Origin of the sequence: Mycoavidus sp. HKI, from assembly GCF_020023735.2 — a bacterium.
Classification (GTDB): domain Bacteria; phylum Pseudomonadota; class Gammaproteobacteria; order Burkholderiales; family Burkholderiaceae; genus Mycoavidus.
Window position 1 is genome coordinate 595,607 of the sequence record NZ_CP076444.2, and the last position, 26,006, is coordinate 621,612.

At 52.8% G+C, this 26,006-nt stretch carries 8 protein-coding genes; all 8 read right to left on the reverse strand.

Annotation, left to right across the window (positions count from 1 at the left end; all coding sequences use genetic code 11):
- Nucleotides 1–39: 39 nt before the first annotated feature.
- Nucleotides 40–16,239, reverse strand: coding sequence for a non-ribosomal peptide synthase/polyketide synthase (locus tag KMZ15_RS02490; RefSeq protein ID WP_223693840.1), 16,200 nt, complete (start codon nt 16,237–16,239; stop codon nt 40–42).
- A 111-nt stretch (nt 16,240–16,350) separates the two neighbouring features.
- A complete protein-coding gene (locus KMZ15_RS02495) occupies nt 16,351–18,045 on the reverse strand; it encodes a cyclic peptide export ABC transporter (protein ID WP_223693843.1) in 1,695 nt (564 codons plus the stop codon).
- 103 nt (nt 18,046–18,148) lie between these two features.
- Nucleotides 18,149–19,138 (reverse strand): 50S ribosomal protein L11 methyltransferase, encoded by a 990-nt coding sequence (locus KMZ15_RS02500; RefSeq protein ID WP_223693845.1) that lies wholly within the window; start codon nt 19,136–19,138, stop codon nt 18,149–18,151.
- A gap of 25 nt (nt 19,139–19,163) precedes the next feature.
- Nucleotides 19,164–20,855, reverse strand: a complete 1,692-nt coding sequence (locus KMZ15_RS02505; protein ID WP_223693847.1) for a carbamoyltransferase C-terminal domain-containing protein — start codon at nt 20,853–20,855, stop codon at nt 19,164–19,166.
- A 110-nt stretch (nt 20,856–20,965) separates the two neighbouring features.
- Nucleotides 20,966–21,175, reverse strand: a complete 210-nt coding sequence (locus tag KMZ15_RS02510) for an MbtH family protein (RefSeq protein WP_223693849.1) — start codon at nt 21,173–21,175, stop codon at nt 20,966–20,968.
- A 422-nt stretch (nt 21,176–21,597) separates the two neighbouring features.
- Nucleotides 21,598–24,333 carry an aconitate hydratase AcnA gene (acnA, locus tag KMZ15_RS02515; RefSeq protein WP_223693851.1) on the reverse strand — a complete coding sequence of 912 codons (2,736 nt, stop codon included), beginning with the start codon at nt 24,331–24,333 and terminating at the stop codon, nt 21,598–21,600.
- A 130-nt stretch (nt 24,334–24,463) separates the two neighbouring features.
- A complete protein-coding gene (locus tag KMZ15_RS02520; protein ID WP_223693854.1) occupies nt 24,464–24,946 on the reverse strand; it encodes a hypothetical protein in 483 nt (160 codons plus the stop codon).
- A gap of 45 nt (nt 24,947–24,991) precedes the next feature.
- Nucleotides 24,992–25,975 carry a malate dehydrogenase gene (locus tag KMZ15_RS02525; RefSeq protein ID WP_223693856.1) on the reverse strand — a complete coding sequence of 328 codons (984 nt, stop codon included), beginning with the start codon at nt 25,973–25,975 and terminating at the stop codon, nt 24,992–24,994.
- Nucleotides 25,976–26,006: the final 31 nt, after the last annotated feature.

Sequence of the window (26,006 nt, forward strand, 5' to 3'; positions counted from 1 at the left end):
ATGACAACGGAGATATTTACACCGGCTAGATGGGTCATACTAAAGTCTCCTTTTGCTTTGGGGCGGTCGATCCTTCATTAATTTACCTAGTTTCTGAGCCAGAATGCGTCCGATCTCAGAGATTGGCGCGGGCCTATCCATATCGCTGTGTTTGCAATGAATATCGTAAATCTCTATATTACCAAGAACGTAAGGCTTCCATAAATCAGGAGAGGCGAGCTGGATGGATTCATCTGTCGGTATTGTTGCCCGAAATAAGAGCACGTCGCCGCAATAAATGAGCGGGGAAAAACTCTTTGCAAGAAGGATGTTATTTTTGATCGCATCTCGGGTTTTTTCCCATAAATATTCTCCTGCATTTGGAGTATTTTCATCACTGTAGCGAGCAAAAAAATCGATGTAGTCGTTCTCTAGATCCATTGCTGGTTCATCGACCAACTGAGAACAATTTGGATAACTATCTAAGAAAGCAAGCAGCGCCACTTTTTCGCCTTGTTGCTCGAGTTGTGTTGCGATGTTGTGAGCGACGTGGCCGCCAAAGGACCATCCGAGCAGATAGTAAGGCCCGTTAGGCTGAATGCGACGAATTTGCTTGATATAGTCCGACGCCATGGCATCGATGGTTTCCGCAGGCGCCCCAGCGCCATTGAGTCCTCGGGCCTGCAGGCCATAGATGGGTTGATCCATGTCTAAATGTTTAGATAGACCGATATAACTCCAACTCAGGCCAGCAGCGGAGTGGACGCAGAAAAGTGGGGGGCGTGTGCCTTTGGGTTGAATGGGAAACAAAACGTCAAATGAATCGCCTTGGACGCCCTCTGGCTTAAGTAAACATTGCGCTAGCCCTGCGATGGTAGGTGCGCCAAACAGTGCGCGCAGGGCAACCTCGACGCCCAACTTGGCGCGAATATGACTGATCATCTGCATGGCGAGCAGCGAATGGCCTCCAAGCGCAAAGAAGCTATCGTGACGACTGATGCGCTCGACACCGAGCAGCTCAGCCCAGATCGCGGCAAGTGCGGTCTCGATGTCGCCTTGCGGGGCTTCATACGCTTGATGGGCGAAGGCCTCGTCATCTGGCGCAGGCAGTGCTCGGCGGTCCAGCTTGCCGTTGGGTGTCAGCGGTAGCGCATCCAAGCGTACGAAAGCAGCCGGCATCATATATTCAGGCAACCGGGTCGAGAGGTGCGAGCGTAGCGTGCTGGCAAGCTGTTCGTCCGGTTCAGCCACGACATAAGCAACCAGGCGCTTGTTGCTGCTTTTGCCCAACGCAAGCACGAGAGCGTCACGCACCTGCGGGTGCTCGACGAGGCGTGCCTCGATTTCAGCGGGTTCGATCCGAAAGCCGCGGATCTTGATCTGATGGTCGTTGCGGCCCAGGAACACCAGATTGCCGTCGGGCAGGTAGCGGGCTAGATCGCCCGTCTTGTACATGCGGGTATTCTCACGGTTACTGAACGGATCGGGGAGGAACCGCTCGGCGGTCAATTCGGGGCGGTTCAGATAACCGCGCACGACACCCGCCCCACCAATGTAGAGTTCGCCTACCGCCCCCAATGGCACAGGCTGGCCGTGTGTGTCCAATAGGTAGAGCTGGGTATTAGCGATCGGTCGGCCAATCGGGACCACTTCACTACTGAAGTTTGGTGAGCACCGCCATGCAGTGGCACAAACGGTGGTTTCCGTCGGACCGTAAGCATTGAAGATGACACCTTGGCTGAGCAAGGTTTGAAGCAATGTTGTACTGGGTGTTTCGCCTGCCAAAATCAGTGTCAGAGACGTGCTCAAGCTAGGTAAATCCTGACCATCCTGAAGCAGTGCAGGCGGTAATGTAAGGTGAGTGATCGCATATCTCGCCAAATAATCCCACAGTTCATTCCGATCAAGACGGCTGCTATCGGGTGGCAGATACAGTCCTGCACCGCAGCCTAAGGCCATGAAGATTTCCGAGACGCTTGCGTCGAAACTGAGAGAGGCAAACTGCAAGACCCGGCTGGATGGGCGAACCCCAAAATAAGTCGTCTGCGCCTGAGCGAGATTTACCAAACTGCGATGCTCGACCATTACTCCTTTGGGTATGCCGGTGGAGCCGGAAGTGTAGATTACGTAGGCGAGGTGACGTGAAGTCAGCTCAGAGACCTGCGGATTAGCGATGGACGATTGTGGCAATCTATGCGGATCGAGCACAGTCAACGAGGCGAGGACCGCCTCGCCCAGCACAGCGCGTCCAATCGCATCAGCCAGCAAGATCGACGGCGCCGCATCGGCGAGAATATGCGCAAGACGCTCGCTAGGATAGGCAGGGTCAAGCGGCACATAGGCGCCACCCGCCTTTAGGATTGCCAACAATCCCAACACCATTGCCGGTGAGCGTTCCACACAGATTGCCACGCGCGCATCCGGTTGCACGCCTAACTCGATGAGCTGATGCGCGAGACAGTTGGCGCGCATATTCAGTTCCGTATAAGTTAATACTTGATCCTCATACACAAGCGCAGTAGCCTGTGGTGTACGCTCGACTTGTGCTTCGAACAACTGATGAATGCACTGATTTTCTGGATAAGGAGCTACCGTTTCGTTCCACGTCTCGAGTAAAAGAGTGCGCTCGGCCGGCGCGAGAATATCGATCGTGGCAACAGAGCGCTTCGCATCAGCCGTCATCGCCTGCAACATGACATGCAGATAGCCGACCTGCCGCTCAATCGTCTGACGATCAAATAGAGCGGTTGCATAACACAATTCCCCAACGATCTCGTCGCCCACCTCTTGTAGACCCAGTTCGAGATCAAACTTGACGGTATCATGGTTCAATGCGGCTGACGTCACCTCCAGAGCAGGCAAGCACCACTCATCCGCCTCATTGTTTTGCCAGGCAAACATGACCTGGAACAGTGGCGTATGGTCCAACTTTCGTGGCGGCTGTACAATCTCGACGACCTGCTCGAAGGGTAGATCCTGATGAGCCTGCGCAGCCAGTGTGCTGTGCTTAACGCGCTTGAGCAATTCAACTGTATTCGGCTCGCCGGCCAGATCGATACGCAACGCGAGTGTGTTAACGAAAAAGCCGATCAAAGGCTCGATCTCACGGTGGTTACGATTGGCGCTGGGTGTACCGATGATGAAATCGCCTTGACCAGAAAGCCGGGACAGGACCGCGCTCCAGGCGGCCAACAGGGTCATAAAAAGGGTTACGCCATGCTCTTGACTCAGACACTTGAGCAAACGTGTCATCTGCGCATCAAGCCGAACCGGCACCTGAGCCCCGGCGAAGGATTGCTGCGGTGGACGGGGTCGGTCGGTGGGCAGATCAAGCAGCACAGGCGCATCGGCTAGCGTTGTGCGCCAGTAAGCACTCTGAATCTGAAGCCGCTCACCTGAGAGCCACTGTCTTTGCCAGGCGGCGTAGTCTGGATATTGGATAGTAAGCGGCGGCAGCGGATCGGGTTCACCCGCTTGATAAGCCGTATACAGCGCACTTAACTCCTGCAGGAACACCCCCTGAGACCAGCCGTCTGAAACGATATGGTGCTGCGTCAATAGGAATACGTGTTCATCGTCAGCGAGTTGGATCAGACAGGTGCGAATCAGCGGACCCTTTGCCAGATCGAACGGTGCCTGCGCTTCTTTGGCGCTCAAAACATCCAGTTGCACATTAGCGTTGGGGTCCCCTCGCAAGTCATGCCAGTGCATCGGCAGACCCAATTCGGATGCCAGTAGTTGGACCTGGGGTTGGCCGTCAGCGGTGATGAAGATCGAGCGCAGTGCTTCGTGGCGGGCAAACAAGGTATTCAATGCGTGCTGCCAAGCAGCTCGATCCAGAGCTCCGTACAAGCGGATAGCCATGGGAATATGATAAGTATCACTGACGCCATCGAACTGGGCTAGGAACCACAGACGTTGCTGGGCGAACGACAGTGGCAGGGCGTCCTCGCGGGATACAGGTGTAATCGCCGGGAGCGTATTTTGTCCTTGGGTTAGACGCTGGTTAACCAGTGCGGCGAACGCTGCGAGGCTGGGTGAGGCAAACAGTGCTGCCAATGGCAGTTCAGCGCCCAGCATTGCGACGCGGTTCATCAAGCGCACGGCGAGCAGTGAATGGCCACCGAGCGTGAAGAAGCTGTCGTGACGGCTGATGCGCTTAACACCAAGCAGCTCAGTCCAGATCGCGGCAAGTGCGCTCTCAATCTCGCCTTGTGGCGCTTCATACGCTTGACGGGCAAAGGCCTCGTCATTTGGCGCAGGCAATGCTCGGCGGTCGAGTTTGCCATTGGGTGTCAGTGGCAGTGCATCCAGGCGTACGAAGGCGGCCGGCATCATATATTCAGGCAACCGGGTCGCGAGGTGCGAGCGTAGCGTGCTGGCAAGCTGTTCGTCCAGTTCGGCCACGACATAAGCAATCAGGCGCTTGTCGCTATCCTTGCCCAGCGCAAGCACAACGGCTTCACGCACCTGAGGATACTCAACGAGGCGCGCCTCGATCTCGCCCGGCTCAATCCGAAAGCCGCGGAGCTTAATCTGATGATCATTGCGCCCCAGGAACTCCAGATTACCGTCGGGCAAGTAGCGGGCAAGGTCGCCCGTTTTGTACATACGAGCATTCTCAATATCGCTGAAGGGATCAGGAAGAAAACGCTCGGCGGTCAATTCAGGACTATTCAGATAGCCGCATGCGACGCCAGCCCCGCCAACGTAAAGTTCGCCTATTGCGCCCAATGGCACGGGTTGGCCGTATGTGTCCAGAAGATAAACCTGGGTGTTCGCGATCGGCTGGCCGATCGGAATGCTACGGCCGTCTTCTGGGAGTGAAATTATTCTATATGTTGTAGCAAAAGTGGTGCTTTCGGTCGGACCGTATCCATTGAGCAGTCGTTGGGGCGGGCCATGACGCAGAACTTGCGCGATGACGTTAGCATCAAGCACATCTCCACCTACAATCAATGTCTTAAGTTGTGGGAATACTGGCTCTAGTACCTCCGCCAATTGGTTAAACAACCCAACAGTCAACCACATTATGTTAATGCTCTTTTCTTGCAAAGTTTGCACAAAAGAATCGGGTGTAAGAACGGTGTCGCGATCTATCACGACAAGCGTGCCCCCATTTAGCAAAGGTGCCCACACTTCAAAGGTGCTCGCATCGAAAGCAGGATTGGCGGCAAAGGCCACACGATCATTGGCACCGATGTCGGCGTAGTCGTTGTTGATGACGAGGCGGGCAATGGCGCGATGCGGCACGAGCACCCCTTTGGAGGTGCCAGTGGAGCCGGAGGTGTACATCACATAAGCGGGATCGAGATTGGAACGGACCGGGTTGAGATTGGTGCTAGCTGTGTCGGTTTCGTTTACATTACTCAAATTCAGACGCAGCAGGGGTGTAAGCAGATTAGCTGGAACTTCGGTATAGGCATCGGTGATCAATAGACATGCTGCGCAATCGGCCACGATCCAGGTTTGTCGCTCCACCGGAGCTTGAGGATCAATTGGCACATAGACAGCTCCCGCCTTGAGGATCGCTAGTTGTGTAGCAACCAGCTCCACTGAGCGCTCAAGCAATGTAGCAATGTAGTCGCCCGGTTGAACGCCCAGTTCGATGAGTTGATGCGCGATGTAGTTGGCGTGCATATTCAATTCGGCATAGCTCAATACTTGACCTTTGTACACGAGCGCGGTGGTGTTCGGCGTGCGCTCGACTCGTTGCTCGAACAGCTGGTGAATGCATCGGTGTTTCGGATAATCCTGCTCCGTTGCATTCCAAGTCTGAAGCAAACATTCGCGCTCCTCGTTGGGTAGTACCTCCAGCTGCCAAACCGGCATGTCGGGCGCATGCTCTAGTGCCTCCACTAAGCTTTTCAAAGTCTGCTGCATATAGTTGCACATCCGCACCGGATCCAGCGGCTCTACAACCTGAGCAGTTAAACCCAATGCATTACCAAAATCCTCCACCGACAGGGTGAACGGATAATTCGTGCGCTCTTGTGCGCCTAAAAATTCAATACCAGATGCTGTTAAGCTCTCGCTCAACGGTATGGTATTGTGCCGGTAGTTCAGCAATGCGCTAAAGAGGGGGGTGCCGGCCGGTACGCCACTGCAACGTTGGGCCAGCGCTAGCGACGCGTGTTCATGTTCAAGCAAGGCAGCCAAATGTGTCTGGGTTTGACGCACACTGTCCTGAACACTGCGACAGTTCAAATCGATGCGTAGCGGTAGTGTGTTGATGAACAGACCTAGCGCATGGTCTGCCCCTTCCCCTGCCTGCATTCGCCCGAACAACACGGTGCCAAACACCACCCTCTGTTGACCGCTGGTGCGCGCAAGGACCTGCCCCCAAGCCAGATGGCATAAACTGGCTAGGCTCACATCCAGCCGCTTGGCCTGGGTGCGGAGGCGGTTATTCAAATCCTGCGGCAGCATGCAGTGCGACTCGGTGACTTGGGCACCGTCGCGATGGACCTCAGCCAGCCCGAAAGGCAGCGTGGGCTCATCCACCTCTGCAAGCATCTCCGTGAAGAAGCGCTCGTGCGACTCTTGGCTTATACCTAAGCGTGCCTGCGCGACCAGATTGCGAAAGGGCTGTGGAGGGGGCAACGTATCGCCCCGGCCTTCGAGGAAGGCTTGAATTTCAATACGCGTTTCTTCCAGCGTCGAATGATCGCCAACGAGGTGGTGCTGCAATTCGATGAGCAGCCAGCGGTCATCACTATCTTGCGCGATCACGAAGCGCGTTAATGGGGCTTGAGTTAAATTAATCCGATAGTGATGGGGATCGAAGCTCTGGATCAACTGCTCAGTGATCGGTCCATTGACTGGGTCCAAGGAGAGTTCTGTGATCGACAGTGGTGCCCGACGCCAGACTACCTGAGCGGGCTTTGACAGACTCTCCCAGACAAAAGCGGTGCGCAAGATATCGTGGCGATTGACTACCTGCTGGACAGCATCCAGGTAGCGATCGAGCAAAGTCCGGTTGGCAAAGGCCATCTGAGCAGCCAACAAATACGGATCGCCCTTAGTCGCCAGCAGGTGGTGAAATAGAATGCCATCCTGTAGTGGAGATAGTGCATAGATATCTTGGATATTAGCCACCCCACCTGGGGTCTGTTCTACGATACAGTCGACCTCAGCTTGGGTAAGATCAATCAACGGTAGTAGGTTCGGTGTTAGTGCGGCGATGTCAGGTGTAATGAGGTTAGGTGGTGTAGCCACAGCACGGTGTTGGCTCAGTGATTGAGCCAACACACTAAGCGTGGGTGTATCAAACAGCGCGCGCACCGAAACTGCAAGATTAAGACGGCGCAGGCGTTCTATCATCTGCACGGCGAGCAGCGAATGGCCGCCGAGTGCGAAGAAGCTATCGTGACGGCTGATACGCTCAACACCTAGCAGCTCGGCCCAGATGCTTGCCAGCGTGGCTTCGATCTCGCCTTGTGGCGCTTCATACGCCTGGCGGGCGAAGGCCCCGTCGTCTGGCTCGGGCAGCGCTCGGCGGTCAAGCTTGCCATTGGGGGTCAGCGGCATCGTATCCAAGCGTACGAAAGCAGCCGGCATCATATATTCAGGCAGCCTGGTCGCGAGGTGCGAGCGTAGCGTGCTGGCGAGTTGCTCGTCAGGATCAGCTACGATATAAGCAATGAGCCGTTTGTCGCTGCCCTCGCCCAGCGCGAGCACGGCAGCGTCGCGCACCTGTGGGTGCTCGACGAGGCGGGCTTCGATCTCACCGGGCTCGATTCGAAAGCCTCGGATCTTGACCTGATGGTCATTACGCCCGAGAAACTCCAAATTGCCATCGGGCAGGTAACGGACCAGGTCACCCGTCTTATACATCCAGGCATCGGCCCGATCGCTGAACGGATCTGGGAGGAACCGCTCAGCGGTTAATTCAGGGCGATTCAGATAGCCGCGCGCAACACCGATCCCACCGATATAGAGTTCTCCAGCCACCCCGACTGGCGTCAGCTGCATCGATGTATCTAGTATATAAATACGCGTGTTTGCAATCGGTCGGCCAATCGTACGCCAGCGGCAATCATCGGCCGTCACCTCATGGACCGTGGTACTAATCGTCGTTTCGGTCGGACCATAAACATTCAATAAGCGTGGCCGATAGCCAGTGCTAGCAAACCATGCGCTACGCGCTGACGCACTCAATGCATCTCCACTAATCATGATCACGCGTGCGCTGTCCGCGACGGGTACCTTTTCCTGGGCCAGCTGCGTCCAGAACTGGGTAGGTAAATCCATTACACTGACGCGGTTGGCCTCGCACAGGGACCAGAATTGCTGGGCCCCAGTCAACCAGGCATCAGTACGCAGCACCAAGGCAGCGCCTTGGGTCAAAGTGACGAATACTTCTCCGACTGAGGCATCGAAGGACAGCGAAGAAAATTGCAATATCCGGTCCTGCGGGCTGAGGTCTAGCCGCTCGGCCATTGCTGTCACTAGGTTAACCACGCCCCGGTGTTGGACCATAACCCCTTTAGGCCGGCCGGTGGAACCCGACGTATAAATCACATAGGCTAAATGCTCTGCACTCAGTGTAAGTTTATGTGGGCTCGGATTGCGGCTGCTTCGGCGCTTCCATTGAGCTACGTCAGTCTGCAGATCCAAGACAGGCACATCGGCTCTTAGGCATTGCACCACGGCAGCGTGTGGCGCACCGATGCTCAGCAGAACTACCGGCGCGCTGTCCGTTACCATGTCAGTTAGACGCTTAGCAGGGTAATTAGGATCAAGCGGCACGTAGGCCCCACCGGACTTGAGCGTAGCGAGCATTCCCACCACCATCTCTACGCTGGGCTGTGCGTACAGCGCTACGCGACTGTTAGGCTGCACGCCCAAGCCCCTTAGATGGTGTGCGAGGCGGTTCGCCCGCGCATTCAATTCTGCATAACTAATCGTCCGGTCCTCGTACACGAGCGCGGTGGCGTCCGGTGTCTGCTCAACCTGCTCTTCGAACAACTGGTGGAGGCACTGATGTGCCGGATACGGCGCTGCCGTCGCATTCCACGTCTCGAGCAAGAGTTCACGTTCGGCCGGCGCGAGGATATTGACAGTGGCGACAGATCGCTTAGCATCAGCCGTCATCGCCTGCAGCATGATATGCAGATAGCCGAACTGCCGCTCAATCGTTTGACGATCAAATAGGGCAGTTGCATAACACAATTCCCCGACGATCTCGTCGCCCACCTCTTGTAGACCCAGTTCGAGATCGAACTTGACAGTATCCTGGTTCAATGCAACTGGCGTGACATCAAGAGCGGGCAAGAGCCACTCGTCCGCCGCGTTGTTTTGCCAAGCAAACATGACCTGAAACAGTGGCGTATGGTCCAACTGTCGTGGCGGCTGCACAATCTCGACAACCTGTTCGAAAGGTAGATCCTGATGAGCATAAGTGGTTAGCGTGCTGTGCTTAACGCGCTTGAGCAGTTCAACTGTATTCGGCTCGCCGGCCAGATCGATACGCAACGCGAGCGTGTTAACGAAAAAGCCAATCAAGGGCTCGATCTCAGGGTGGTTGCGATTGGCGCTGGGTGTGCCGATGACAATGTCGTCTTGGCCGGAAAGTCGAGACAGGACCGCGCTCCAGGCGGCCAATACGGTCATAAAAAGGGTCACGCCGTGTTCTTGGCTTAAGCGCTTGAGCGAGCGCGTCATCTGCGCATCAAGGCGAATTGGCACTTGAGCCCCGGCAAAGGATTGCTGAGGTGGACGGGGTCGGTCAGTGGGCAGATCGAGCAGCACCGGCGCATCGGCCAGCGTTGCGCGCCAGTAAGCACTCTGAGTCTGATGCCGCTCACCTGAGAGCCATTGCCTTTGCCAGGCGGCGTAGTCTGGATATTGGATAGTAAGCGGTGGCAATGGATCGGGTTCACCCGTTTGGTAAGCCGCATACAGTACACTCAATTCCTGCAGGACCACACCCTGAGACCAGCCGTCTGAAACGATATGATGCTGCGTCAATAGGAACACGTGTTCATCGTTAGCTAGTTGGATCAGGCGTGCACGAATCAGCGGACCCTTTGCCAGATCGAAGGATGCCTGCGTTTCTTCGGCGCTCAAACGCGCTAGCTGCGCATCGGCATCTGGGACTTTACGCAGGTCATGCCAACGCGTTGGCAGGCCCGACTTGGGCGCCAGTAGTTGGACCTGGGGCTGGCCATCGACGGTGATGAAGGTCGAGCGTAGTGCTTCGTGGCGCGCAAACAAAGTATTCAATGCGTGCTGCCAAGCAACTCGATCCAGAGCCCCGCGCAAGCGGATAGCTAGAGGAATATGATAAGTATCGTTGACGCCATCGAGTTGGGCTAGAAACCACAGACGTTGCTGAGCGAAAGAAGGAGGCAGGACGTTCTCGCGGGACACAGGTGTGATGGCCGGGAGCGTATTTTGTCCCTGGGTCAGATGCTTGTTAACCATCACGGCGAATGTTGAGAGGCGAGGTGAGGCAAACAGTGCTGCCAATGGCAGTTCAGCGCCCAGCTTTGCGACGCGGTTCATCAAGCGCATAGCGAGCAGCGAATGGCCGCCGAGCGCGAAGAAACTGTCATGGCGGCTGACGCGCTCGACACCGAGCAGCTCGACCCAGATTGTGGCAAGTACGGTCTCGACCTCGCCTTGCGGGGCTTCATACGCTTGATGAGCAAAAGCGTCATTGTTCGGTGCCGGTAGCGCCCGACGATCAAGCTTACCGTTAGGTGTCAACGGCAACGTATCCAACCGCACGAAGGCTGCTGGCATCATGTACTCCGGCAAACTGGCCGTGAGGTGCTCGCGTAGTGTATAAGCGAGTTGTTCGTCAGGTTCTGCCGTGACATAGGCAACTAGGTGTTTATTGCTGTCCTCGCCCAGCGCAAGCACGATGGCTTCGCGCACCTGTGGATGTTCGACTAGGCGCGCCTCGATCTCACCAAGTTCGATCCGGAAGCCACGAATCTTGACCTGATGGTCATTACGGCCAAGGAACTCCAAATTGCCATCAGGCAGATAGCGGACTAGGTCCCCAGTCTTGTACATGCGAGCATCTTTATCCTCACTAAATGGATCGCGGAGAAAACGCTCAATGGTTAATTTGGGGCGGTTCAAATAGCCACGTGCGACCCCGTCCCCGCCAATATATAGCTCACCCACTGCCCCTAGAGGCACTGGCTGGCCATGTGCATCCAATAAATAGAGCCGAGTGTTTGGAATTGGTCGGCCGATGGAGGACATTGCATTGTTAAGGTAACACCGTGTCGTAGCCCAAACGGTTGCCACGTGAGTTTCTGTCGGGCCATAGGCATTGAAGACGACGCCTCGGTGGATCAAGTTTTGAAGCAATGTTGTACTCGGCGCTTCACCTGTCAGAATCAGTGTCAGAGGGGTTTTTAGGCTGGGTAAATCCTTACCCTCTTGAAGCAGAGCGGGGGGTAATATCGCATGAGTGATTTCATATCTATCTAAATAATTCCACAGCGCATCCCGATCAAGGCGGACGGCAGCAGGCGGCAAATACAGGCTCGCGCCACAACTTAAGGCTGTGATGATCTCCCAGATACTCACATCGAAACTAGGGGAGGCAAACTGCAAGACCCGGCTGGAAGGGTGAATATCAAAATAGCCCGTCTGCCCTTGAGCAAGGTTCACAATGACTCGATGCTCAACCATGACACCCTTGGGTATGCCAGTGGACCCGGAGGTATAGATCACGTAAGCAAGATGACGTGAAGTCAGTTCACGGACTTGCAGATTGGTGATGGGCAATGGCGGCAAGTTATTCGGATCAAGCACCTTTAATGAGGCAAGCGTTGCCTCGCCTAGTGTAGCGCGGCCAATCGCATCAGCAAGCAGAATGGTTGGCCTTGCATCGGCGAGGATGTGCGTAAGACGCTCGCTTGGATACGCCGGATCGAGTGGCACATAAGCGCCCCCTGCTTTTAAAATCGCCAGTAGCCCGACTAGCATCGCTGGTGAGCGTTCGACACAGATCGCCACGCACGTATCTGGTTGAACACCTAATTCAATCAGCTGATGCGCAAGACGGTTCGCACGCGCATTGAGTTCGGCATAGCTCAATATTTGATCTTCGTACACTAGTGCAGTGGTCTGTGGCGTGCAAGCCACCTGCTCTTCAAACAACTGATGAATGCATTGCTGTTCCAGATACGGTGTTGCTGTTGCATTCCACGTCTCGAGTAAAAGTGCTCGCTCGCTTGGCGTGAGGATATCAACAGCGGTAACAGATCGCTTGGCATCGGTCACCATCGCTTGCAACATTGCATGCAAATAACCAACCTGCCGCTCAATCGTCTGACGATCAAACAGGGCGGTTGCATAACATAATTCCCCGGCGATCTCGTCGCTCACCTCTTGTATATGCAGTTCAAGATCAAACCGAATAACGTCATTGCTCAATGCGACTGATATCGCTTCTAGTGCAGGCAGGCACCATTCGCCCACCTCGTTGTTTTGCCAAGCGAACATGACCTGGAATAGAGGGGTATGATCCAGCCTGCGCGGCGGTTGTACAATTTCCACCACTTGCTCAAAAGGCAAATCCTGATGGGCTTGAGCGGCAAGTGCGCTACGCTTTACTTGCTCAAGTAATTCAACTGTATTCGGCTCGCCGGCCAGATCGATACGCAGTGCGAGCGTGTTAACGAAAAAGCCAATCAAGGGCTCGATCTCAGGGTGGTTGCGATTGGCGCTGGGTGTGCCGATGACAATGTCGTCTTGGCCGGAAAGACGGGACAGGACCGCGCCCCAGGCGGCCAATACGGTCATAAAAAGGGTCACGCCGTGCTCTTGACTCAGGCGTTTGAGCGAGCGCGTCATCTGTGTATCAAGGCGAATTGGCACTTGAGCCCCGGCAAAGGATTGCTGAGGCGGACGGGGCCGGTCGGTGGGCAGATCGAGCAGCACCGGCGCATCGGCCAGCGTTGCGCGCCAGTAAGCACTCTGAGTCCGAAGCCGCTCACCTGAGAGCCATTGTCTTTGCCAGGCCGCGTAGTCTGGATATTGGATAGTAAGCGGTGGCAATGGATCAGGCTCACTAGCTTGGTAAGCCGCATACAGCGCACTCAATTCCTGTAGGAACACCCCCTGCGACCATCCATCTGAAACGATATGGTGCTGCGTCAATAGGAACACGTGTTCATCGTCAGCGAGTTGGATCAAACACGCTCGAATCAGCGGACCCTTTGCCAGATCGAACGATGCCTGCGTTTCTTCGGCGCTCAAACGCGCTAGCTGCACATCAGCATCTGGGGCTTTACGCAGGTCATGCCAGCGCGTTGGCAGGCACGACTTGGGGGTCAGTAGTTGGACCTGGGGTTGGCCATCGACGGTGATGAAGATCGAGCGCAGCGCCTCGTGGCGCGCAAACAAGCTATTCAATGCGTGCTGCCAAGCAGCCCGATCCAGAGCCCCGCGCAAGCGAATGGCCAGGGACATATGGTAGGTGTCGCTAACGCCATCGAGCTGGGCCAGAAACCACAGGCGTTGCTGGGCGAACGACAGTGGCAGGGCGTCCTCGCGGGATACAGGTGTGATCGCCGGGAGCGTATTGTGTCCTTGGGTTAGACGCTGGTTAACCAGCGCGGCGAACGCGGCGAGGCTGGGTGAGGCAAACAGTGCTGCCAATGGCAGTTCAGCGCCCAGCGTTGCGACGCGATTCATCAGGCGCACGGCGAGCAGCGAATGGCCACCGAGTGCGAAGAAACTGTCGTGACGGCCGACGCGCTCGACACCGAGCAGCTCAGTCCAGATCGCGGCAAGTGCGCTCTCAATCTCGCCTTGTGGCGCTTCATACGCTTGACGGGCAAAGGCTTCATCGGCTGGTGCTGGCAGTGCGCGGCGGTCGAGCTTGCCATTGGGCGTGAGCGGGAATGCATCGAGGCGCACAAAAGCAGCAGGCACCATATACTCAGGCAACTCAGCCGCGAGGTGTGCGCGTAGTGTATGGGCAAGCTGTTCGTCGGGTTCAGCCACCACATAGGCGACGAGCCGCTTGTCGCTGTGCTCACCCAGCGCGAGCACGACGGCTTCACGCACCAGCGGATGTTCGACGAGGTACGTCTCGATTTCGCCAGGCTCAATCCGAAAGCCCCGAATTTTAATCTGATAGTCGATTCGACCTAGGTACTCGAGCTGGCCATCTGGGCGCCATCTTGCCAAATCGCCCGTTCTGTAGAGCCGCTCACTTTGCCCAAACGGGTTCGCTATAAAACGCTCGGCGCTCAACATAGGTCGGTTGAAATAGCCGCGCGCCAGGCCTGCGCCAGCAATATACAGTTCGCCTATTGCGCCCCGTGGCACGGGCTCCAGATGTCGATCGAGCACATACACCCGTGCATTTGACAGAGGTTGGCCGATCGGCACAATACCGTTTGCTTGAGGCACTGCCGTGAACCACGTTGAAGTCATGGTGCATTCGGTCGGACCGTATTGATTGACTACGGTTACCTGAGCACCGAGCGTCTTTTGCACTTGAGCGCACAAATCCGCCTCTAGTGGTTCACCGCTCGTCAAAATGGTGCGTAAGGTATGGCCCATTGACTGGTTCTCGGCAGCCTGGCATAAGCTGCGCAGAAAACTCGGCGTGATACTGAGTAATTTCGTGACGGACCGTGCGTTAATCACGGACACATAGGTGTACGGTTCTTTGGCTTGCGCAGTTGGCACCAGCACTGTTCGTCCACCTGCTGCAAGTGGGCCGAGTAGATCACGCACGGAAGCGTCAAAGGCAAGGCTCGCGACATTCAAGACCACATCGGTCGCCGTAAGGTCGTAATGGCGGATTAGAAAGTTCAAATAGTTAGCCGCGCCGCCATGTCGGGTCATGACGCCTTTGGGCTTGCCCGTTGAACCCGATGTAAATGTGATATAGGCGAGATTGTCAGGCGTCACGCCGCTTATTGGTAGGGTCTCGGGCTGAGTTGTGATTTGAGCCCAGTCTGTATCCAGACACACGTACTGAGCATGGGTTTGCGGCAGTTTCCCCTCAAGGTGTGACTGGCCAACTAACACCGTGACGCGAGCATCTTCCAATATGTAAGCGATGCGCTCAGGCGGATAACTCGGGTCCAGCGGCAAATAAGCGCCGCCCGCCTTCAAGATACCCAATAATCCCACCACCATTTCGAAGGAGCGCTCGGCGCACAACCCCACCACCTCTTCTGGCCCAATCCCCAATGCGCGAAGATGATGCGCCAGTTGATTGGCGCGTGCATTGAGTTCGGCATAACTCAATACTTGATCCTCATATATGATCGCGGTGGCTTCTGGCGTACGTGCAACCTGTTCTTCGAATAACTGGTGGAGACACGAGTGCTCTGGATACAACGTCACCGTCGCGTTCCAGGTATTCAGCAGCAACTCCCGCTCTGCGGGCGGCAACAGGTCCAATTTCCATGCTGGCGTAGTGGTTCCATCCACATTCAACGACGCCCGGCCTAACTCCTGTAAATGCTCACTCATGCGCTGGACTTGGTCCGCAGCTAAGCGCTTGGCATCATAGACCCAGCGAAAAGCCCCGCTGGCGTTGACTTGAAGAGTGAGCAGCGCCCCCACTGCGTCAGTGCAGGAGACGAGATGCGATTGTGTGTCATCGGATAACACAGACACAGCCACCTGCCAAGGGCGAGCCGCCCGTAGCTCCGGTAGGCTACTCAAAGTTGGGTGCCTGGCAATCAAATCCGGTACGAATGTGTGGTGCTGCCCAAGTCGGGCGTATTCTGCTTCGATAGCGTCAGAGACCGCTGCGTAAGGCTGATCCAAGTCAACGGTGATTTCCATTGGCACTACAGACGCTAAGCCGGCGAGCACTTTCAACTCGTCTTCGGCGTTATCTACATGCCAACCGATTTGGAATTGAGCGTGTTCTGTGAGGCGAGACAGATAAATGGCTAACGCACTCAATAGCACCGTCAGTGGCTGACTCGATTGATTTTTTGCTCGCAGTGGCGCACACCATGCACTGGCCAACCATTCAGGTTCGGCACCGCTCTCGCGCTGCTCAAAGGGGAGTTGCAAAGGCTGTAGGCGCGCCAAGCGGTTTTGCCAGAACGATTCGCTCGGTGCTAGCGTCTTATGAATCTCAGTGATGTCCTTAGACTGCTTCTTTGTGAGCTTAGGCAGGCGCTTGCTCGGGTGAAGCCCGGCTTGTGTCGCCACAGCTTCGGCAAGTAGCTGTCCATTTTGCTTCTCGTATACAGGTGAATAAACCTCATCCTCCTCGACGAGGTTTTCAAGTTCAGCTATTTGATCGTTCACATCAGCTCCTTGCGCTCAATGAGCGAGTTTTATGTTGTTCTGTCTTTAACTGTCTTTAATATAGAGTTATCTATTATTGATTGCGCTTGCTATCAACATAAATGGATTGCTTCATGCGAGTGAGCCAACGGCTAGATTATTCACGGCAGACATGTTCGGCATAGGAGCGTCATTGCTGTCTATCTGTGCATTAGCAACTGCATTAAAAACAATGTGGCCATCTTCCAGTTTGACTAAACGATCTGCCAGATGAAAATATCGATCATCGTGACTGATGACAATGAGCGTTTTTCCTTGCTGTTTAAGCTGTGGCAGCAAGGTAAGATAGAAATGTTCTCGAAAGCGTGGATCTTGGTCCGCAGCCCACTCGTCGAACAGACAAATCTCTCGATCTTCGGCGTAACATTGCAGGAGCGCTAAACGTTTACGCTGTCCCGTCGAAAGATTCGTGTGCGAAAGCTTGCCATGCTCCACATGCAATTGCTTCTCTAATTTTAAGTCACGCAATAGCGCGCGAGTCCGAATATCAGGTAAGACATTGCCTTTTGAGTCGAGCACATGAGAAAAAAGGAAAAAATCACCAAAAACACTGGAGAAGCGCTCTCTGTATGCGCTCGATCCGTATGGAACAGTATCTTCGTCAAGACAGAGTCGCCCTGAGCTGGGGGGCAATAAACCACACAACAAATGCATCAGAGTGGATTTACCACTGCCATTACTACCCACGATGAATACCATTTCACCACGGCAGATACTTAGATTGACGGGGCCGACTCCTTGGCCCATTTCGCTTTCTGGGTAGCGATAGGATAGATCTCTGGCGTGAATAAACTGCCAATCAATATTCACTTGTGGCTCTGCAAATGGATTGGCGGCAGCAAGTTCAGAGCGTAGGTCTAGACCAACGCGCTTAATATGGCGCAAACTGCTCAGGCCGACCCCCACCGGTTGGCCCGCGTGGATCACAAAAATTAAAGGACCCACCATAAACAGCGCGCCGATGACAAAGCGCACAATGACGTCGGAGGGCAGCGCGAATGCTGCGTATCCTAGATAGACAACGATAAACACGATAGCGTATGACGCCGCGGAGGTCCATGCTTCATTAATATTCCAGCGCAGATGGACTTGCCTCATGAAGGTTTGCGCTTGTGCAATGGCTGGCTGCAAAAGCACCTTATGAAAGTGTTCGGCACGTGCCTGACTCAAGAGCATTTCTTTCTTGCCATCAGCAATCGTGCGGAAATGCTCAAATAGCGCTTCTTCACTACGCCGCATTGCATCGAATTGCACGCGACTTGATTTAACCAAAAAGAATGAAAGTCCGAGAGGAAGACTTAAGCCCGCTATCAAAGTGAGGAAAAGCGGGCTTGACAGCGTGAGCAGATAAATCCCGCAGACCAGAGCAAGGGCGATATTGTAGGCAAGATGTGGCGCGAGTAAGACCAGTGGACCGATACGGTTAATGTCTTCAATCAAAACGCCGAAGATTGATGATTTATGATTGGCCAGCTTGTGATATTCAACTCTAATGAATTCTTTGGATAAATCTTTACGTAGCTGAGCCACAAATTCACTACCAAGCTGCGCTAGGATAATCTGCGCGATGCCATTGACTAGACACAGCGCAACGAACCATCCCAACCCCACCGCAAGGCAATTCCAATGTGCTTGTGGCAATCCTTCCGTCGCCAGTCGATTGATATAGGCAAGTAGGCCGATGGTTAACATGGCGCCGATACAAGAAAGGGTCGCCGTCACCAACAAAGGCCGAAAATATTGCTTTAAGTATTGCGCCATTAACATCCGCTCCTCCTCTCTAATCAGTCAGCGTTATTTTTTTGTAACCGCTCTGACTTAACTCAGTTGGCGCTGCTCACGATCGTGGGCAGCGCTTTGATGCAGGTCGCTATACCCCCAATGGGGTGGACCACGTTTCATATACTTTCTGCGCGTTTATTTCGGTAATGCGGCCATGTCTGCCCTTCTTATATTTCAATATGAGCATATGCAAATGAGTCACGCCATCATCAGATGCGGTCTTTTTCATATGGTTTATTAACTCATCGTCATGGCCGAAAATATTCTTAAATCTATCGACAAAATCCGCGTAAAGAATGGGCTGTAGATCTAGCACGATCTCGACCGAACAGCCCGGAAGATATTTTTCTATGGACTCGTACAATTTGAATGGTTTTTTTGCGTTTCCGGGCGCCATCGTAACCAATTGGAGGAGGCCATCATCAAGCAAATGTCGATCAACATTAGCCAAGATATCATCTACAAAATCCAAGCCATAAATCCCTGCGGCTGAATTTACGTAATAATCAATCCCTGGCGGCGTTGGCTCAAACGGTGGATTAGAGCAGATAAAGCCAAATTTTTTGCCATCGACTGATCGGAAAATGTCAGCAGCATCGCCATCCTTGATATGAAAATTTTTATCAATATTATTAATGACAGCATTGTATCCGGCCAACATCTTTGCTCTTGAGTTGATGTCGAGCCCGACGCAAGATGCGGCTCCATTTAACAAAGAAAAAATACTCAATACGCCTGATCCAAGACCGATATCTAGAACATCCGTGTTTTCCAAGTCTTTTTTGGATGTGTAGTCCATAAAAAATAATTGTTCTGGCTGAATCGGGAGAACTTGGTCTTCATGAGTATAGTTAAAAGGATCGGTGACAATTCTCATGGAACGAGTTGACGGCACACAAATGGTGTCTTTATCCGCCTCTCTAAGATAATGATGTAATTGTTCTTGTTGGGTTATAGGTAAGCCATTGTCCACTTCATAAAAACTCCTCCCTTGATCGTTTTTTTCCGTTATGGAGAAAAGAACTTTTTCCTTTTTTGTATTGTACATATCTAACGCTCCTGTTCCGTAAACTGCCATTATTTTCTATGAAAGGGGGGCTTCTTTATCTGACGACAAACATATCGCCAATAAATAAAGCATCAATCGCCGTACCCTGGAAGGTTTTAATCGCATCAGATGGGGAGCACACAATCGGCTCGCTGTCGTTAAACGATGTATTGAGCACCAACGGTACGCCAGTCATGTCGGAGAAATGTGTGATCAGCGCATGGAAATCGGGGTTGCTATCTCGGCTCACCATTTGGACTCGAGCAGAGTGGTCTTTATGTAATACCGCTGGGATTGAGGTGAGGCGGTCTTGCTTTGCCGGACATGCAAAGAGCATAGAGTGGTGGCTCAAAGAGGCCTCCCCTAAATCGAACCAGTGAGATGCTTGCTCGGCCAGCACGCTCGGTGCGAAAGGACGAAACTCCTCGCGGTGTTTAACCTTCACATTGAGCAGTTCGCGCGCTGACGCATTGCGTGGATCCGCCAGCAAAGAGCGATTACCCAGCGCCCGCGGCCCAAACTCCATCCGGCCTTGAAACCAAGCAACGACCTTGCCATCAGCGATCATGGTCGCTGCGTCATAGGCAGGATCAGTGGATCGTTGCGCTTGCAGGCCGGCCTCCTGGAATGCAGTCATAATATCGGCATCTGAAAACTCCGGGCCGAGATAGGGATTATTATCCGCAAACAATGAGCGCTGGCCAGAACGGGAATAATAAAGGTGAAGCGCCGCCCCAACCGCTGTTCCAGCATCATGCGGAGCCGTAGGGATATATATTTTTGAGAATATGCGACTCTCTTTAATCACTGAGTTGCTTACACAATTCAGTGCTACACCACCCGCGCAGCATAAATTATCTGATTTTGTGAGTGTACGGAGTTCACGAACTAGGCCAAGTAAAGCCTCATCGGTGGCTTCTTGAAGGGCCGCAGCGACATTGTGGTGATGTTCTAAGATCGGACCATTATCCGCTCGAACTGGACCAAATAAGGCTTCAATTTGATCGAAATTCGGCAGACGGAAACGTGCAACAGACGGATCTACCGCATATCGACTTTCTCCAAGCTGCAACAGTCTTTGAAAATCCTTCCTAAAAACAGCTGGATCGCCATAGGCTGCTAAGCCCATGAGTTTGCAAGCGTCATATTCTGAAAACCCCAAATACTTACTGAGCTTTTCCCAGATAAACCCAATTGAATGCGGGTAATGTATTTCGTCCAGCGAGGTTATATTGGGTCCGTTGCCGCAGGCAAGTAAGGTGCACCCTGATTCGCCAATTCCGTCCACTACGAGGATGGCAGCATCATCGAAGCCAGAGGGATAGAATGTGGAGGCTGCATGGGCTATGTGATGTGGAATAAATGAAAATTTATCACCGAATTTCCGGCCCAAAAATTTATCGACTGCATCAGGGATCTGACTGAGCTTGGAGAGAAATATTTTTTCGCCCTCGGCACTTCCCCAATCACCCGGTTGGCTTAGAGAGTCAAGCTTAAATTTGCTTTTCCTAAGAGATGGATCAAACGAGTAAGCAACCCCGTCTAGATCCGCGGCCGTCAAGCCGGCATAAGAAAGGCAAAAACGGATACTGTGTTCAGGCAGCTCATTTGGATTAGCGACACTCGCTTCCTTCGCATGTTTTCTTCGTGTGAACCTTTCCTCTTCGACAGCCGCTACAATTTTACCGTCTACAATAATTGATGCTGATGATTCATGATAGGCGGAGTTAATACCGAGAATGCGCATATTATTATTCCTTTGTTAAGACATAACAAGAACAGCACGATTACACATCACACAAACCAGCCAGGCGTGCCAAACAAACACCTTCACCTTAGAGCGAAGTGTGCCAATTATTAGCTACCTATGGCGTCAATCAGACTTTGGGGGCGCATATCGGCCCAGTTCGTTTCGATATAGTCAAGACATGCTTGGCGCGCATCGGGTCCATGCACGGTTTGCCAGCCTGCGGGTACTTCAGCAAAGTTAGGCCATAGCGAGTGCTGGTTTTCGGCATTAACCAATACCAAAAAAACACCATTGGGGTCATCAAACGGATTGCTCATTCTAAAAGTCTCCTTTTGCTTTTTAATGCGGTGCTGGATTTAATCATTCATCCAGCTTCCAAGCCAGAATTTAACCAATCATGGTTGTTAATTCCGGTCCATCCATTTCATCATGTTTTTTATAACGGACATCAAAAACTTCTATTATTTTTATATTGCTTAACAACGTATAGTTTCCCCCAACGGGAGGGAGCCTATTGCATTGAATTCAGCTTTTTGAAAAGCATACACGAAAAAAAAGTATGCTTCTACTATAAATTGAAACACAGGGGGAATGTAAGGCAACGATTGCGGGCTTTGCTGGTTTTGTCGATTCAATCTTGAACCTTATTAGAATGGATGCGGCGCTTAGCCAGAAAAGTGAGAGGACAGCCTGCCAGTGAGTTGTCTGGCAGGCGTGGTACTTAATGCTGAGAGCAGATTTAATGAGTGAGCAGCGAACGCAGCACAAACGGCAAAATACCGCCATGCTGGTAGTAATCCACTTCAATCGGCGTATCGATGCGCAGCAATAAAGGCACGCGTTGCAGCATGCCATTGGTGCGGTGGATGGTGAGCGTAACGTGCTGCTGTGGCTTGATGTGCTCAAAGCCCTCAAGATCAAAGCTTTCATCGCCCTGTAGATTTAACGTTTGCGCGCTTACGCCACTCATAAATTGCAGCGGCAAAACCCCCATCCCGACTAAATTCGAGCGATGAATTCGCTCAAAGCTGCAGGCAATCACAGCTTTTACGCCGAGCAATTGGGTTCCTTTGGCCGCCCAGTCGCGCGAGGAGCCTGTGCCGTATTCTTCACCACCAAAAACAATGGTTGGCACGCCTTCATCAATGTAGCGCATGGCCGCATCATAAATGGATAGTAATTCTCCGCTGGGTTGATGCAGGGTAATTCCGCCCTCAACGCGCATACCGTCTGCCTGCAGCGGTACCATCAAATTTTTGATGCGGACATTGGCAAAGGTTCCGCGCATCATAATTTCGTGGTTGCCGCGGCGTGAACCATAGCTGTTGAAATCGGCTTTAAGCACGCCATTTTTTTGCAGCCATAAGCCAGCAGGGGAGGTTTCTTTGATCGCGCCGGCTGGACTGATGTGGTCAGTCGTGACTGAATCGCCAAAAATACCGAGTGCGCGCGCGCCTTTGACGCTAGTCTGATGAGCCGCAGGCTGCATCCTAAAATCAGTAAAAAAGGGTGGCTGTGCGATGTAAGTCGATTTTGGCCAGTTATAAGTTTGGCCTTCAGTGCCTTCAATCTTGCTCCACAAATCGCCTTTTTGGGTAAGCTGCGCGTAGTTTTTTTTGAATACTTCTGCATTCAGCGCGACCTTGAGCAATTGATGGATTTCATGGCTTGATGGCCAGATATCACCGAGATAAATATCTCGTACTTTTCCATCCTTGCCTTTACCCTGGCCAAGCGGTTCAGTCATTAAATCGCGCATGACCGTACCGGCGATTGCATATGCTACTACCAGCGGCGGCGAGGCCAGAAAATTGGCCCGCAGATTCGGGTGAATCCGTGCCTCGAAGTTGCGATTACCCGATAACACGGCAGCGGCTACGAGATCGTGCTGGATGATTGCTTCGTTAAGGGCTGGCGTGAGGTCGCCTGCATTGCCAATACATGTTGTACAGCCATAGGCGGCGAGTGTAAAACCGAGCTTCTCAAGATAAGGCGTGAGGCCGGTTGCATTTAAATATTCGGTAACAACGCGTGAGCCAGGCGCAAGAGAAGTCTTAATATGCGGGGCGACACTAAGGCCCATTTCAACCGCTTTCTTGGCAAGTAAGCCAGCAGCAAGCAGCACGCTTGGATTGGATGTGTTGGTACAGGACGTAATCGCCGCAATCAAGATGTCGCCATTTTTAATTGGCAGGCCATCACGGGTCTTATAGGCTTGATCGAGCGCGCTGTTGTCTTTAGAAAAACCGTTTTCAGTGACTGGCTTTGAGAAGAGTTCAGTGAAAGTTTGCTTCATCTGACCAAGCTCGATGCGGTCTTGCGGCCGCTTAGGGCCAGCCAGTGAGGGAGTTACGGTAGCTAGATCCAGCGTGACGATCCGGGTATAGTCGATTTGACCGGCCGCGGGCATGCCATAGAGGTGCTGCGCTTTAAAGTAATTACGGAACGCGTCAATTTCTTGTGGGGTACGGCCGGTATTTTCAAAATATTCGATAGTCTTATCATCTACTGGGAAAAAACCCATCGTAGCCCCATATTCGGGCGCCATATTGCTGATGGTTGCCCGGTCCGGTACGGCGATTGAAGCGGCCCCCTCGCCGAAGAATTCAACAAATGTGCCGACGACTTTTTCTTTGCGCAAGAGTTCAGTCACTGTCAGTACCAGGTCGGTGGCAGTGAGCCCTTCACGTAGTTGGCCTTTTAACTCAAAGCCAATCACATCAGGGGTCAGCAAATATACCGGCTGGCCGAGCATGGCTGCTTCCGCTTCAATACCACCGACTCCCCAGCCAATCACGCCAATACCGTTAATCATGGTTGTATGGCTATCCGTACCAACTAGCGTATCGGGGTAGTAAATGGCGTTGTGGCGAGGATCCGTTAGATCCTTCTTCTGGTGCACCCCCCGTGCAAAATATTCAAGATTGACTTGGTGGACAATGCCAATGCCAGGCGGCACCACGCGGAATGTATCAAACGCTTGCATGCCCCATTTCATGAACTGGTAGCGCTCTTGGTTGCGCTGAAACTCCAGCTTCATATTTAAATCGAGCGCATCTTCGCGGCGAAAATAATCGACCTGAACTGAGTGATCCACCACTAAATCAACCGGCACCAGTGGCTCAATCGATTTTGGATCCTGACCCATTTGTTTAGCCACATCGCGCATGGCTGCAATATCGGCCAGTAGCGGCACACCTGTGAAATCTTGTAAAACGACGCGCGCGACAACAAACGGAATTTCTTCAGTGCGAATTGCATTGGGCTTCCAGTTTGCGAGTTGCTCGATATGCGTACGAGTGATTTTGAGGTCGTCATAGTTACGCAAGACCGACTCAAGTATGAGCCTGATTGAAACGGGCAGGCGCTCAAGCTTAAGGTTAAGCGCCTGACCTAGCTGCGGCAGCGAGTAAAATGCACCGGTGCCAGTACCGCTATCAAATTCTTTGAGTGTGTTGTAAAGAGTGTGAACCATTTTGTCCTTATGGGCAGAAATCGCAAATCCTATGCGCCGCTTTTTCCCACTTATGCTTATGCATTGCGTTTATAGCAATGTGCGTCAGTACGAGAAAGCGTCTGCGCTATGATTTGCGAACGACCGTTCGTTAGTGAGCTTTGCGGATTGCCTCTGCTTGGGTTGGAGCGGGAGTATCCTTAGCAATCATTGCGGGTGACTTACATTCATCGGCAAGGCGTCTTTTATGCTGGCCTTTATCATTGAATAGCATTGCTTTGGACGGAATAACAATCCAATTCATACCGCTGGCCGGATCATAGAAACGATCAGCACCAGTGGTAGTTCGGACGCGCGGCAGTTGGTAGTTTTTACGGCCCCAACGCATGGTGAGGATTTGGTCGCGCTGCATATCGCCGGTGATCCAGAGTGTTTCTTTGCCTTTACACGACCATTTCACTGGCTTAGCAGCCGTTTTTTTGTGTGCGGCATGCTTGATACGCAAGCGCTCGGCCTTAGCAGATGCTTTTGAGGAGGTGGCGGTTTGTGCTGTGTGCGCCACAGCATTGCTCGCTAGCACCCCCGGTACGATAACTAATAGATAAGTGAGGACAGCGATAACTAGGTTTCTCATACAAGTCTCCTTATATATCGTAACTCCAAGCAAAAACAATCGCGACTACCCAAGCAGATGCTTTACACCGTTCTGTTCTTCGAGCAATTCTTGCAGCGCCAGATCCATCCGCTCGCGTGAAAACGCATCGATCTCAAGATCTGACACCAAAGTGTACTCTCCGTTTGCTGTTGTCACTGGAAAACCATAGAGCAAGTCTTTAGGAATGCCATAGGCTCCATTGGATGGAATGCCCATGGTAACCCAGCGCCCGTTGCTGCCCAGTACCCAGTCGCGCATATGATCAATCGCTGCATTGGCTGCGGAGGCTGCTGACGACAAGCCACGCGCCTCGATCACGGCGGTTCCGCGTTTAGCAACAGTTGGAATAAAAACCTCGCGATTCCAGGTCTCGTCATTGATCATCTGCTTTAAGCTAGCGCCGTTAACCGTGGCGAAACGGAAATCGGGATACATCGTAGGCGAATGATTGCCCCACACAATGATCTTCTCAATGTCTGTGATTGACTTACCCGATTGAGCGGCGAGTTGCGACAAAGCGCGATTATGGTCAAGGCGCATCATTGACGTGAAATTTTTCTGCGGTAAATCGGGCGCAGATTTCATCGCGATGTAGGCATTTGTGTTAGCGGGGTTGCCGACTACTAGTATTTTGACATTGCGGCTGGCTACTTCGTTTAAAGCGCGGCCTTGCACGGTAAAGATTTCAGCATTGGCGCTGAGTAGATCTTTGCGCTCCATCCCTTTTGAACGCGGTCGTGCGCCAACTAACAAAACAAAATCGGCGTCCTTAAAAGCAATTTTAGGATCATCTGTAATAATAATGTCTTGCAGCAGTCCAAAGGCGCAATCCTCAAGTTCCATCACCACCCCTTTCACGGCTGCTTGAGCTTGCGGCAGATCCAGCAGTTGCAAAATTATAGGCTGATCTTTACCAAGTAGATCGCCATTGGCAATACGAAAGAGCAGCGAGTAAGCAATTTGCCCGGCAGCACCGGAGATGGCGATACGCTTTGCAGGTTTAGACATAATTATTTCCTGAATGAGTCATTGAACAATC